The 13190-nt window shown below is 69.2% G+C and carries 14 protein-coding genes; 10 read left to right on the forward strand and 4 right to left on the reverse strand.

The window, feature by feature from the left end; genetic code table 11:
* Positions 1–311 precede the first annotated feature (311 nt).
* The 4 genes from AB0C16_RS06465 to AB0C16_RS06480 all read left to right on the forward strand — a co-directional run bounded on the left by AB0C16_RS06465 (position 312) and on the right by AB0C16_RS06480 (position 3737).
* Positions 312–929 carry a helix-turn-helix domain-containing protein gene (locus tag AB0C16_RS06465; RefSeq protein WP_357679555.1) on the forward strand — a complete coding sequence of 206 codons (618 nt, stop codon included), beginning with the start codon at positions 312–314 and terminating at the stop codon, positions 927–929.
* A complete protein-coding gene (locus AB0C16_RS06470) occupies positions 926–1117 on the forward strand; it encodes a ferredoxin (RefSeq protein ID WP_357679556.1) in 192 nt (63 codons plus the stop codon). Before AB0C16_RS06465 ends, AB0C16_RS06470 begins: the two co-directional genes overlap by 4 nt.
* A gap of 10 nt (positions 1118–1127) precedes the next feature.
* Positions 1128–2402, forward strand: a complete 1275-nt coding sequence (locus AB0C16_RS06475; protein WP_357679558.1) for a cytochrome P450 — start codon at positions 1128–1130, stop codon at positions 2400–2402.
* Positions 2403–2792: 390 nt separating this feature from the next.
* On the forward strand, positions 2793–3737 hold the full coding sequence (locus AB0C16_RS06480) for a WXG100 family type VII secretion target (protein WP_357679560.1): 945 nt from the start codon (positions 2793–2795) through the stop codon (positions 3735–3737).
* An 86-nt stretch (positions 3738–3823) separates the two neighbouring features.
* On the opposite strand, the gene AB0C16_RS06485 is transcribed toward AB0C16_RS06480, so the two are convergent.
* Entirely contained in the window at positions 3824–4975 is a 1152-nt protein-coding gene (locus AB0C16_RS06485) for an FAD-dependent oxidoreductase (protein ID WP_357679562.1), read from the reverse strand.
* A gap of 34 nt (positions 4976–5009) precedes the next feature.
* On the opposite strand from AB0C16_RS06485, the gene sigJ reads away from it, so the two are divergent.
* Positions 5010–5879, forward strand: coding sequence for an RNA polymerase sigma factor SigJ (gene sigJ / locus AB0C16_RS06490; RefSeq protein ID WP_357679564.1), 870 nt, complete (start codon positions 5010–5012; stop codon positions 5877–5879).
* Here the strand turns inward: sigJ and AB0C16_RS06495 are convergent.
* From AB0C16_RS06495 to AB0C16_RS06505, 3 genes are read right to left on the reverse strand one after another with little or no spacing between them, the layout of a single operon-like run.
* Entirely contained in the window at positions 5830–6111 is a 282-nt protein-coding gene (locus tag AB0C16_RS06495; protein ID WP_357679566.1) for a hypothetical protein, read from the reverse strand. The two genes, sigJ and AB0C16_RS06495, sit on opposite strands and share 50 nt — an antisense overlap.
* Positions 6108–6710 (reverse strand): SigE family RNA polymerase sigma factor, encoded by a 603-nt coding sequence (locus tag AB0C16_RS06500; RefSeq protein ID WP_357679568.1) that lies wholly within the window; start codon positions 6708–6710, stop codon positions 6108–6110. The genes AB0C16_RS06495 and AB0C16_RS06500 overlap by 4 nt, the downstream gene beginning before the upstream one ends.
* Positions 6707–8239 (reverse strand): sodium:solute symporter, encoded by a 1533-nt coding sequence (locus AB0C16_RS06505; protein ID WP_357679570.1) that lies wholly within the window; start codon positions 8237–8239, stop codon positions 6707–6709. Before AB0C16_RS06505 ends, AB0C16_RS06500 begins: the two co-directional genes overlap by 4 nt.
* Positions 8240–8381: 142 nt before the next feature.
* On the opposite strand from AB0C16_RS06505, the gene AB0C16_RS06510 reads away from it, so the two are divergent.
* From AB0C16_RS06510 to mctP, 5 genes are all read left to right on the forward strand, one after another.
* The gene (locus tag AB0C16_RS06510) at positions 8382–8639 is read left to right on the forward strand and encodes a DUF3311 domain-containing protein (protein ID WP_357679572.1); all 258 of its coding nucleotides are present in this window, start codon (positions 8382–8384) and stop codon (positions 8637–8639) included.
* Between the two features lie 79 nt (positions 8640–8718).
* Positions 8719–10881 carry a carbon starvation CstA family protein gene (locus tag AB0C16_RS06515; RefSeq protein WP_357679575.1) on the forward strand — a complete coding sequence of 721 codons (2163 nt, stop codon included), beginning with the start codon at positions 8719–8721 and terminating at the stop codon, positions 10879–10881.
* The gene (locus tag AB0C16_RS06520; RefSeq protein ID WP_357679577.1) at positions 10878–11054 is read left to right on the forward strand and encodes a CstA-like transporter-associated (seleno)protein; all 177 of its coding nucleotides are present in this window, start codon (positions 10878–10880) and stop codon (positions 11052–11054) included. Before AB0C16_RS06515 ends, AB0C16_RS06520 begins: the two co-directional genes overlap by 4 nt.
* Positions 11055–11186: 132 nt before the next feature.
* Entirely contained in the window at positions 11187–11480 is a 294-nt protein-coding gene (locus AB0C16_RS06525; RefSeq protein WP_357679579.1) for a DUF3311 domain-containing protein, read from the forward strand.
* Positions 11477–13126, forward strand: coding sequence for a monocarboxylate uptake permease MctP (gene mctP / locus AB0C16_RS06530; protein ID WP_357679582.1), 1650 nt, complete (start codon positions 11477–11479; stop codon positions 13124–13126). The genes AB0C16_RS06525 and mctP overlap by 4 nt, the downstream gene beginning before the upstream one ends.
* The last annotated feature ends 64 nt before the right edge of the window (positions 13127–13190 follow it).

Below are 13190 nucleotides of genomic sequence, written 5' to 3' on the forward strand. Positions count from 1 at the left end.
GGCAGTTGGACGCGGAGATATCGCATCCCTGCGTCGCCACGGCGTGCATCCGATCCGCAGGGCCATCCGACCCACGACGCGAGCGACTCGCTGTACGCCGGTGCCACCACCAACGCCAGCCGCCGGGGCCAGACCGCCGTCATTTCCGGGCCGAACCTCCTGCCGTACGCCGCCCCTACTACCAACCCCGATGTCGCGCCGCCATGTCCGCTTCCATCTGGCGTGACGCACTTCCATCTGCGAGGCCGTCAGACCGCTGGACACTTACCACCACTCTTGACGAATCAAATGAACAACCATTTAATTCGCTTATGGGGCGAATCGCAGGCGTCACCGCCGCCGAGACCCGCGAGCGGCTGCTCCGGGCGGCAGCGGAGGTCTTCGCCCGGCGCGGGTACGACGGCACGCGCGTGGCCGACATCGCCGCGGCCGCGGGGGTGAGCAACGGAGCGCTGTACGCGCACTTCGGCTCGAAGGCCGAGTTGCTGGTGGCCGCGCTGGACGCGCACGGGCCGCTGCTGCTGGCCAAGCTGTTCGCCGCCGACCCGGACCAGTCGATCGCGGATCTGCTGGTCGTCGTCGGCAGCGGGCTGTCGCGCCGGCGTGACGCGCGCGGCTACCTCGTCGTCGAGGCGCTCGTGGCGGCCCGCCGCGACGAGGACGTCGCCCGGCCGATGCGTGACTACGTCGGCGAACGCGCCGGCTGGCTCGCCGGGCTCGTCCGGGCCGCTCAGAACGACGGCGAGCTGGATGACGCGCTGTCGCCGGACGCGCTGTCGCATTTCTGCCTGCTGCTCGCGATGGGCAGCGCGATCGTCACACCCGACCTGCACGCGGTCGACGACGAGGAGTGGACGGCGTTGCTCACTCGCGTCGTCGCCGCCTTGGCCCCTGCCGACACCACAGCACAGAGGGGAGCGCCGCCGTGAAAGTGAAGATCAACCCCGAGCGATGCCAGGGACACGGTCGTTGCTACGACCTCGCCCCCGGTCTGTTCAGCGAGGACGACGAGGGTTACGGGCAGGTCGTCGGCGACGGCGTCGTGCCGCCGGGCGAGGAGCAACCGGCGCGCCTGGCGCTGTCGAACTGTCCAGAAAGAGCGATAGAGATCCTCTAGGAGACGCGACATGACCGTCGATGACCGCTTCGACCGGCAAAGCTATGAGGAGAGTCTGCGAGACCGGCCCGTCGGCATGAGGAACGAGATCATCACCGGACCGGTCTCGGACTGGACGACCGACTTCTCCCACGCCGAGCCGGAGTGGGCGGCCGACCCGTACCCCATCCAGGACGATCTGCGGCAGCGCTGCCCGATCGCGCACACCGAGCGGTTCGGCGGCGCGTGGCTGCCGACCCGCTTCGAGGACGTGGCGGCGATCGCCTACGACACCGAGCGTTTCTCCTCCCGGTCGATCATCGTGAGCAACGTCCGGCCGCCGCGCGAGCTGGCGCCGGTCGGCGCCGTGCCGCCGATCTCCTCCGATCCGCCCTTCCACCACGACGCGCGCAAGCTGCTGCTGCCGGCGTTCACCAAGACCGCGGTCGCCAAGCAGGAGCAGGCGACGCGGGCGTTCTGCCACTCGCTCATCGACGAGCTGGAGGGGCAGGATGTCGTCGACGCCGCCCGTGACTACGCCCAGCACATCCCGATGCGGGTCATCGCCGACATGCTGGGTTTCCCGCCCGAGGACGGCCCGCAGTTCCGTGAGTTCGTCGAGAACGCGCTGGAGGGCGTCAACCTGCCTCCCGAGGAGCGCATCCCCCGGATGGAGAAGCTGTTCGACTACCTGATCGCGCAGATCCGCGACCACGTCGACAACCCGCGCGACGACCTCACGACGTACCTCGCCAACGCCGAGCTGTACGGCCAGAAGCTGGACTCGTCGCACGTGGCGGGCACGATGGCGCTGCTGCTCATCGCCGGCATCGACACCACCTGGAGCGCGATCGGCGCGTCGCTGTGGCATCTGGCCAAGACCCCGGCCGACCGCGAGCGCCTGGTCGCCGAGCCCGCCCTGCTGCCGACCGCGATGGAGGAACTCCTCCGGGCCTACGCGCCCGTCACGATGGCACGGCTGGTCAAGGAGGACATGCGCTGGAACGGCGTCGACATGAAGGCCGACGACTGGATCCTGCTGTCGTTCCCGGCGGCCAACCGCGACCCGGCCCAGTTCGACCAGGCCGGCGAGGTCGTCATCGACCGCGAGGTCAACCGGCACGTCGCGTTCGGCCTGGGCATCCACCGCTGCGTGGGTTCGCACCTGGCCCGCATGGAGCTGCGAGTCGCGCTCGAAGTCTGGCTGGAGCGGATCCCGCGGTTCGGCCTCGACGACCCGGCGGCGGTGACCTGGGCCACGGGCCAGGTCCGCGGCCCGCGCACGCTCCCGCTCCGCATCGGCTGACCATGGTCCGGCCGCTCGGTGATCGGCGGCCCAGGTCGGTTGCGAGGTGCGGCCATCGTGGCGACTTCTCCCTTTTTCTTGGCGATCTTTTGGATAGGATCATGTTGATTTCAGGGCCGCCGCGACATTCGGGGTAGCTCACTTTGCGTGCGGCACTTCCAGCATCGCCGGTGGGATGCGAGCGCCATTCGGTGAGAGGGCTTCTGGTCCGCGGACGGTTGTCATGGCTCCATGCCCACGATCGCGAGCCGTGACTGTCGTATCGGAGCGGACATGAACGACCGTTACCCGGCCGAAGCGGGCCGCTCCAGGACCCTTTCCCGACCGGAGGCGCTGGCTAAGATCGTTCACCACGACGGAGGAGTGTGATCGGCCATCGAGGACCGGACGATGGACGGGTTCGCGGTGCAGGCCTCGGGCCTGCATCATTTCCGCGACGTCTTGAGGAGCATCACCGCCGACCTACCGGATCTACGTCAGACGATCACGGCGGCCGACGTCCCGCATCACGCGTGGCCCGACATCCCCATAGCGGCGACCTGGAACATCCGGCGGCAGGCGGCGGTCGACAAGATGCTGCAAGAGGTGAGCAGCCTGGGAGACGCCGTCGGCTCCCACGCCGATGGCATGGCCACGACGATGAACTCGTACGGGCAGGCGAATGTGGACGCCATGGCCGTGATCGGCCGGACGGCGCCGGATGTCCACAAGCCCGGTTCTCTCGTCGACCCGAGAGGGGGGGACATTCCACCGGCCGGGACCGCGCCTGCCGCCCCTCCGCAGTACGGTCACACGGGAACGATCCGTGACGCCATCTTCGAGCAGTGCGGAAAGCTGGAGAGGCTTTGCGCTCTCGTCGGACTCGGCGGTGTTGCCCGCCTGCTGACAGACATGGTCAAAGCCACCGTCCGCGACCCCCACCACTTCCGTCAGGCCGCCGCCCTGCTGGCCCAGGCCATGGACCAGAGCGAGCGGACCCGTTCCCGAGTTCAGGACGCATACGGTGGTCTCGCCGGAAAGTGGGAAGGAAAAGCCGCCCACAATCACCAGGAGACGCTGAAGACCTACGAGAAGGACTTCAACCGCCTGAACACGATGCTGAAAACACAGGTCGACAACGACCTGGAACGCGAAGAGTGGACGTACCGCAACCAGAAGTGGGTGTTGCGCAAAGTGCTGCTCTTCATAGCCCTGGTGACCAGCTACTACGTGATAAAGGCCTGCTACCCTGCGGGTGAGCGTTTGCACAGAATATACCTCGTGACCATCATCATCGCCGCCGTTGTGACGATCGCCGCCGCTTGCGCGGCGATGCCATCGGTGCCCTCTTACTGACCCCGCGGGTCAGCCCGGGCCGCCCCGCCGAGACGCCGAGACGGCGAGCAGGCCCACGCCGGGCCGGGAGAACAGTGTCCGCGCCATCACCGCTGCGGTAGGCGGGCTCCCCGGAGGGCTCCGCGGGCGGCGGCGATGGCGCTGTGGAAGGACACCTCGCTGAGCAGGCCCGGCGCGGCGACCATGTCACCGGCGAGGAACACGCCGTCGCCGCGTTCGACGGCCGGCCGGTCGCGCCAGGTCTGGCCGGGCAGGTCCAGCGCGCCGGTGCGGCGGTTGGCGATGCTGTGGCGCCGCCAGGTGGTCCGCTCGCGCCAGCCGGGCAGCGCCAGGTCGATCAACTCTTCCAGCCGGACCAGCGCGTCGGCCTTGCCCTCTGTTTCCCGCAGGGGCAGCTGGGCTTGGATCAGTGATTCGCCCGGCGGGGCGAGGCTCGGGTCGGGCAGGGTGTAGCGCTCCAGCCAGCCGGCCGCGTCCAGGTCGGACACGACGAAGGCGTCGCGGCGATCGGCGCGTACGGCGAGGTCCAGCAGGAGTGTCCGGCCGCTTTCCACGCGGGGCGGCTCCGCGCCGAGCAGGCGGCCGGCGGCGTCCAGTGAGGTGGCGACGATGACCGGTGGCGTGGGTAGGTCGGTCACGCGCGCATCGGTCTCGATGCTGACGCCGAGGGCGCGGGCGTGGCCGGCGATCCGGTCGATGAGGCCGTTCCAGCCGCCCGTGAGATAACGGGCGGGCGGCCTTGGCGCGAACACGCGCAACAGCCGCTCCCAGACGAACGCGGCCGAGAGCCGGCCCGGCTCCGCGGAGAAGGTCGCCACGCCCATGAGGTTCGACGCGGCCGAAGCGGCCTGCTCGCCGTGGTGGCCGCGGATCCAGGTATGGAAGTCGATGTCGACCGGTGCGCGCCGACGGCGATGCGCCAGCACCTTCAGCAGCGCGGGCGGCGGGGTACGGCGCAGCCGGTCACCGTGGCGGAACCGGAATCCGGCCAGGCCGTGGAGAGGTACTCCGGAGTGCGGGCCGAGCAGATCGCGCTCGGCGAGCCATCGCCACCAGGGTCCGTCGCAGTAGAGCACATGGGGGCCGTCGTGGGCCACGTACGGCGGTGTGGTGGCGCGGGCTCGCCCGCCGAGTGTGCGGTGCGCCTCCAGGAGCCGGACCTGTGTGCCGGCCTCGGCGCAGGAAATGGCGGCGACCAGCCCGGCGAACCCGCCGCCGACAACGGTGATTCTTTGCATGACCTGATGACGACGTACACGAGAATCATGTGACATGGACGATTGGGGCCGGCATCACCGCTACCTGTTCGCCGTCGCCTACCGCCTGCTGGGCAGCGCCGCGGATGCCGAGGACGCCGTGCAGGAGGCGTTCGTACGCCTGCGCACCTCCGCGCCCGCGGACCTGGAGCACCCGCTGGCGTGGCTCACGACGGTGACGTCCCGGATCTGCCTCGACATGCTGGGCTCGGCCCGTGCCCGCCGCGAGACCTACGTCGGCACCTGGCTGCCCGAACCACTGGTCGCCTACGACGACTCGGACCTGGGCGAGGTGACCGCGCTACGGGAGTCGGTGCGCACGGCCGTTCTCCTGGTGCTGGAGAGTCTCACGCCCGCCGAACGGGTCGCGTTCGTGTTGCACGACGTGTTCGGCATGGACTTCGACCGGCTCGCGACCGTGGTCGGCCGCACCCCGCAGGCCTGCCGGCAACTCGCGTCACGGGCGCGCCGGCGGGTCCGCGCCGAGGCGCCACCCCGGGTGCCGGTCTCCGCCGAGGAACACCGGCGGGTCACCGCCACCTTCCTCCAGGCCGCCTCGGACGGTGACCTCGCGGACCTGGTCAACCTGCTCGATCCCCAGGTCGTGCTCCGCTCCGACGGCGGCGGAGCGGTTCACGCGGCGCGCGTGCCGGTGCGCGGCCGGGAACGGGTCGTGACGCTGCTGTCCGGGCTCGCTCGCCGCTACGCCGGCGTGGATGTCCGGCCGGTACGGCTGGCCGGCGGCGACGGTGTCGTGCTGAGGCTGAACACGAAGGTGATCGGCGTGGTCGGCATCGAGGTCACCGGTGGCCGGATCACCGAGTTGAACCTGGTGCTCAACCCGGCGAAGCTGGTGAGTGCGACTGGCTCGGGACCGGGACGTTGAAGACGTTGTGTTGCTGGCCGCGATACTGATTGAGCGCCCACAGCCCCGCGATGTCGGCGAGGGCGATGATGAGGGCCAGCAGGATGACCAGGGTGATCCGTCGCCTGCGTTCGCGACGCCGCCATTCGCCCTGGACCCGGCGGTAGGCGTCCGGGGCCGCCTGGACACTGTTGGCGAGTTTGTCGAGGACTTCGCGTAGCTGCTCTTCGGTGTTGGCCGGGCCGGTCGTCATCGTCGCTCCTGCATGATCTTGGTGAGGGTGGCCATGCCCCGGCTGGTGTGTGCCTTGACCGCGCCGCAGGAGATGCCCATGGCCGCGGCGATGTCGCTTTCGCGCAGGCCCAGCCAGTAGCGCAGGACGAGCGCCTCGCGCTGCCGGACCGAGAGGTGCCGCAGGGCGTCGATGAGCGCCTGCTGGTCGTCGTGGAGCAGGGCGATGCTTTCCGCCGACCGTTCCAGGTCTGTGGTCCAGTCCGCGTGTTTGCGGACGACCTGGAGATGGCGCAGCCTCATGCGGGTGAGGTTGCAGACCATCGAGCGCAGGTACGGCAGTGCGGCTTCGACCGTGCGCAACCGGTTCCAGCGGCGGTGCAACTGGCAGAACGCCTCGGCGACGATGTCTTCCGCGTCATCGGCGCCGAGGAGAACGGCCAGCCGGAGCAGTCCTGTGTAGTGCGTCGCGAACAGCCGGGGCAGGGCGGTCTCCCGGTCACTGCCCGGCAGGCCAGGCGGGGCAGGCTCACCCGTTCCCGCCGGCAATGACGCCTCGGCCGGGATGTAGCCGGACTCGACGAGGGTCTGTAAGGGGGCATTCGGCTGTGTCGCGGTCATCTGGTCGTCTCCGCTTCGGGGGGAACGCGGACTGGTGCGCTCGGTTTCGGATCACACGATCTGCCCAGCCGGTTGAACAAAGGGGTCAGCGTTACGGCGATGGCGAGGTTCAGCACCAGAGCCACCACCGCCGTGTAGGCCTGCACGCCTTGCCCGCCCACCCCCACCGGCATCAGCGACGAGAAGCCGCTGTTGACCACCAGGAGGGTGCCCGCCGCCATGCCGGCCGTCCAGCCGGCCAGCAACGCCTGGTGGTGGAGGCGACGGGTGAACGCCCCGATGGCGACGGCGGGGAAGGTCTGCAGGATCCAGACGCCGCCCAGGAGTTGCAGGTTGATGGCGTCCTGGTCGCGTAGCCCGAACACGAAGACGACGGCCCCGATCTTGGCGCTGAGCGAGACCATCTGGGCGATCCGGGTCTGGTGCTTGGGCGTGGCCGTCGGATGGAGGTACTCGACGTAGATGTTGCGGACGAACGAGGTCGCCACCGCGATCGACATGATCGCCGCCGGCACGAGCGCGCCCACGACGAGAGCGCCGAAGACCAGGCCGGTGAGGGCGGCCGGCATCAGGTCCTTGACGAGCAGGGGAACGGCGTCTTCGGCGCTCACCGACGGAGTCTGGATGCCCGCGGCGAGTGCCGCGACGCCGAGCATGGCGAACACCCCGAGCACCGCCGTCCAGGCGGGCAGCGCGATGGCCGCGCGGCGCAGCGTGTCGGGGCTGGAGGCGGCGAACGCGGCGGTGAGCACGTGCGGATACATCAGCAGGGCGAGGGCCGACCCGAGGGCCAAGGTGACGTACACGGGGAACTGGCTGGGATCGAGCGTCAACGACGCCTGGGAGGTCGCCCCACTGGACAGGGCGCGTTCCGCGCTGTCGAACATCGGGCCGGGGCCGCCGAACCGGTCGAGGACGAGGAGAGAGACGGCAAGGGCCGAGCAGAAGATGGCCGCGCCCTTCATCAGCGAGATGACCGCGGGCGCGCGCAGGCCGTGCCGATAGGTCGCCACGGCGAGGACCGCGAACACGGCGACCAGCGCGAGGTCTCCGAGCGCCCCTTGCGGGTACAGCCCGCCGGCGGACAGGACCGCGCGGATGCCCACCAATTGCAGCGCGATGTAGGGCATGGTCGCCAGCACCCCGGTCGCTGCGACGACGAGCGCGAGGGCGGGTGAGCCGTAGTGTCCGCGGACGAAGTCGGCGGCGGTGACATATCCGTGTTCGCGGGCCACCGCCCAGAGCCGGGGGAACAGCACGAACGCGAGCGGGCACATGATCACGGTGTACGGCAGCGCGAAGAACCCGAGCGCGCCCGAGCCGTACACGAGACCCGGGACGGCGGCGAAGGTGTAGGCCGTATAGATCGTCCCGCCGAGCAGGAACCACGTCGTCGGGGTGCCGAACTGGCGGTCGGCCAGGGCCCAGCTCTCCAGCGTGGGCAGTTCGGGAGCAGGCCGGAACCAGCGCGCGGCGACGGCGAGCAGTGAGGTGCCGCCGAGCACGGCCAGAAACGTCACCGTACTCATCGGTTCGATCATGCGTCACCGTCCACTACGCCCGCGGCAGTACTCCTGTGTTGCGTAGTTCGCACGGTTGGTTGACACGAAAACTCATCGAAATCCGCGTCAACCGGATCGGGCCCGCCGACAACTCTTGCGATAAGAACGCGTGAACATTTCGGAGGGCGTGATGGTGAAGCCGGCTCGGCGGGCGCGACGCGTCGTGGCCGGCATCTGTCTGGCGTTGCCTGTGGCGGGGCTGCTGTGGGTGCCGTGGTTTCCCCATGACGCGCCACATCTGATTGGAATGCGATTCTTCTTCTGGTACCAGCTCATCTGGGTGCCGGGGAGCGTCGTGTTCATGGCCATCGCATTCGTTCTCGGGCGCGGCGCGGATCACCCGCCGCGCGACCGGCGTCGCCCGTAGTACAGCTCATCCGCTTCGAGCGGGTTTCGTCCGAACTCCCACGCTGTTTTTGTCCTGCCCTGAACTCAGGAGGAGCACTATGTCCAGACTCGGCCCTGCCGGCTCGAGTGTCACGCTCAAATCGATCATCGTGTGGACGCTGGTGGCCGTCGTCGGCGCCATCGCGTGGGGGGTTCTGGCACTGTCCCGGGGCGAGGAGGTGTCCGCGGTCTGGCTGGTGGGTGCCGCTCTCGGCTCCTACGCGATCGCCTACCGCTTCTACTCGCGCTTCATCGCCCGCAAGGTGCTCGGCGTCGACGACCGGCGGGCGACACCGGCCGAGCGGCTGGACAACGGCGTGGACTTCCAGCCGACCGACCGGCGCGTGCTGCTCGGCCATCACTTCGCCGCCATCGCCGGGGCCGGGCCGCTGGTCGGTCCGGTGCTCGCCGCCCAGATGGGATACCTGCCGGGAACGGTGTGGATCATCGTGGGAGTGATCCTGGCGGGGGCCGTACAGGACATGGTGGTGCTGTTCTTCTCGATGCGCCGCGACGGCAAGAGCCTGGGGCAGATGGTGCGCGAGGAGATCGGCCCGATCGGCGGCGCCGCCGCGCTGATCGCGGTCTTCTCCATCATGATCATCCTGCTCGCGGTGCTGGCCCTGGTGGTGGTCAACGCGCTGGCCGCCTCGCCGTGGGGCACCTTCTCCATCGCCATGACCATCCCGATCGCCCTGTTCATGGGCTTCTACCTGCGGGTGCTGCGGCCGGGGCGGGTCGTCGAGACCTCGGTCATCGGGGTCGCGCTGCTGCTGCTCGCCATCGTCTCCGGCGGCTGGGTGCAGCAGTCGGCCTGGGCGGAGGCGTTCACGCTGAGCCCGCAGACGCTGGTCATCTGCCTGGTCGTCTACGGCTTCTTCGCCTCCGTGCTGCCGGTGTGGATGCTGCTGGCGCCGCGTGACTACTTGTCCACGTTCATGAAGATCGGCACCATCGGGCTGCTGGCGGTCGGCGTGATCATCGTCGCGCCGGTGCTGCAGAACGAGGCGGTCACAAAGTTCGCCCTCAGCGGCACCGGACCGGTGTTCGCCGGATCGTTGTTCCCGTTCGTGTTCATCACCATCGCCTGCGGCGCCCTGTCGGGCTTCCACGCGCTCATCTCCTCCGGCACCACGCCCAAGATGATCCAGAAGGAGTCGCAGGTCCGGCTGATCGGCTACGGCGCGATGCTGATGGAGTCCTTCGTCGCCATCATGGCCCTGATCGCGGCCAGCGTGCTGGACCCCGGCCTCTACTACGCGATGAACTCCCCCGGCGGCCTGCTCGGCACCACGCCGGAGAGCGCCGCCGCCGCGGTCGCCCAACTCGGCTTCACCATCACCCCCGAAGACCTGCGTTCGGCGGCGGCGGCGGTCGAGGAGAGCACCGTCATCGCCCGCACCGGCGGCGCGCCCACCCTGGCCATCGGCATCTCCGAGATCCTCGCGGGCGTCTTCGGCGGCGCGGCGTTCAAGGCCTTCTGGTATCACTTCGCCATCATGTTCGAGGCCCTGTTCATCCTGACCACCGTCGACGCCGGCACCCGCGTCGGCCGCTTCATGCTGCAGGACACCCTCGGCAACCTGTGGAAGCCGATCGGACGGGTGAGCTGGAAGCCCGGCCTGTGGGGCACCAGCGCGGTGGTCGTGCTGGCCTGGGGCTACTTCCTCTACACCGGTGTCAACGACCCGCTGGGCGGCATCAACCAGCTCTTCCCGCTGTTCGGCATCGCCAACCAGCTCCTCGCGGCCATCGCGCTGACGCTGGCCACCACGCTGCTCATCAAGTCCGGCAAGCTCAGGTGGGCCTGGGTCACCGGCCTGCCGCTGGCCTGGGACGCGGCGGTCACGCTCACCGCGAGCTGGCAGAAGGTCTTCCACAGCGACCCCAGGATCGGCTTCTTCGCCCAGCGCGAGAAGTACGCCGAGGCGCTCGACGCCGGCAAGGTGCTGGCGCCCGCCAAGAACCTCGACCAGATGCGAGCGGTCGTCGTCAACTCCACCGTGGACGGCGTCCTGGCTGCCCTGTTCGCGATCCTGGTGGTGATCGTCATCGGCAACGCGGCCATCGTCTGCTGGCGGGCCATCCGCTCCCGCGAACCGCTGCCGCTGGCCGAGGCCCCCTACGTCGAGTCCGCCATCGTCGCCCCTTCGGGGCTGTTCGCCACCGCGACCGAGCGCCGTGAGCCTGTCGGCGCTAACACGGGCGCGGACTCCTCATGAGGCTGCTCGGCTTCCTCCGGTGGTACGTGCGAGAACTCACCGGCACCGGGGAGTACGACCGTTACCTCGTCCGGCACCGTTCCCACCCGCATACGCCCTTGCTCTCGCGGCGTGAGTTCGAGCGACGGCGATCCGAGCGGCGGGACAGGAGTCCCGGCATCAGGTGCTGCTGAGGCGGCACCCCCTACTGGCAGCCCCCCGTACTGGCAGCACCCCCCGTACTGGTGGCAATCCCGCCCGCGCCTCCCCGTCCGTCCGCCGAACACCGAGCGGGCGGGGAGGTGCCCGGCACTCGAGGAGACGACGTGGCAGACCCCTTGCCACCGCAGGTCAAACCGGCCCCGCCCAGGGTCTCAGGCTTCTGGGCGAAGCTGAGCCTCACCGTGATGTGGCTGCCCTTTCCGGCGTTGCTCCTGGTCGGAGGCTACGCGCGTGCGGAGCCATCGCTGTTCGGCTTCCCATTCTTCTACTGGTATCAGTTCGCCTGGATATTCGTGTCCGTCGCCCTCACCGGCTGTGCCTACCTCCACACCACCCCCATCCGTCCGGCGGGCGCCGCCGCCCGCCGGACGACTGATCGCGGCGAAAGACTCCGATGAACCCAGACACCCTCGACGGGACCACCCTCACGATCCTCGCGATCTTCTTGCTGATCGTCACGGTCATGGGGTTCACCGCGGTCCAGGGCCGGCGGGGCCGGCACATCACGGGCACCGTCAACGCGCTGGACCAATGGGCACTGGCCGACCGGGGCTTCGGCACCGTCTCGTCATGGTTTCTCTTGGGCGGCAACATCTACACGGCGTACACGTTCATCGCGATACCCGCCGCGATGTTCGCCTCAGGTGCGGTCAGCGGCTTCTTCGCCGTCCCCTACACCATCCTCGTGTATCCGTTGATCTTCATCATCATGCCGCGTCTGTGGTCGGTGGCCCACCGTCACGGCTATGTCACCCCCGCGGACTTCGTCCGCGGTCGCTACCGGAGCAGGGGGCTCGCTCTGGCCGTGGCCCTGACCGGTCTGCTGGCCACCCTCCCCTACATCGCGCTGCAGCTCGTGGGCATCCAGGCGGTGGTCGAGGTGCTCGGCCTCGGGAGCAGAAACGCCCTGCTCAACGACCTGCCCCTCGCCGCCGCCTTCACCGTGCTGGCCGCCTTCACCTATGTCAGCGGGCTCCGGGCGCCCGCGCTCATCGCGGTCCTGAAGGGCTGTCTGCTGCTCCTCGTCATGGCGACCGCGTTCATCATCCTGCCTCGGCAACTGGGCGGTTATGAGTCGATCTTCGCCTCGGCCCAGGAGAAGATGGCGACACCCGACCCGGCAACGGGACGATCCACCGGAGTCTTCATCCCGGGAGCCACCGGCTTCTGGTCGTATGCCACGCTGGGCCTCGGCTCGGCGATGGCTCTCATGATGTACCCGCACACGATCACCACCGTGCTCGCGACCAGGAGCCGCGACGTCATCCGCCGCAACGCGGCCCTCCTGCCCGTCTTCACCCTGATGCTCGGGCTGTTCTCGCTGCTCGGCTTCTTCGCGATCGCGGCCGGCATCCGGCCGGTCGGCATGGACGGCAAGCCCAACCCCCAGCTCGTGATCCCGCGACTCTTCGTGGACCTGTTCCCGAGCTGGTTCACCGGCATCGCCGTGGCCACCATCATCATCAGCGCCCTGGTCCCCGCCGCGATCATGTCCATCGCCGCCGCCAACCTCGTCAGCCGCAACATCTATCGCGAGTTCATCAATCCGCACGCGCTCCCCCAGCAGGAACTCCGTGTCTCCAAGGGCGCCTCCTTCCTCATCAAGTTCGGCGCGCTGGCCTTCGTGCTCTTCCTCGACCGGAAGTTCGCGCTCGACTTCCAGCTTCTCGGTGGCATCTGGATCCTGCAGACCTTCCCGGCGATCGTGGCCGGGCTCTACACGCGCTGGTTCCACCCCGCCGCGCTGCTCGCCGGCTGGGCCACCGGCATGGCATACGGCACCTTCACCGCGTACGGCATCGTCAACCCCGCGACCGGCAAGCACTTCGGCGGCTCGCTCGCCGAGATCCCGTTCCTGGGCGACGGCCGCCTCGGCTACATCGCCCTGACCGCGTGCGTGCTGAACGCGGCCGTCAGCGTGGTCGTCACCGTCGTGTTGCGCAGGGCGGGATCACCGCCCGGTGGCGACCAGACCTCAGCCGAGGACTACCACGCCGACATCGACGACCCACGGGTCGCCCCCATCCGGGACCTCATCCGGTGACGGCCCGTCCAGTTCCGGCACCGGACCAGCCACTCCGCCACGGACAGCCGTCGACCGGCGCGTT

This window comes from Nonomuraea sp. NPDC048916 (assembly GCF_040649575.1).
GTDB lineage: Bacteria > Actinomycetota > Actinomycetes > Streptosporangiales > Streptosporangiaceae > Nonomuraea.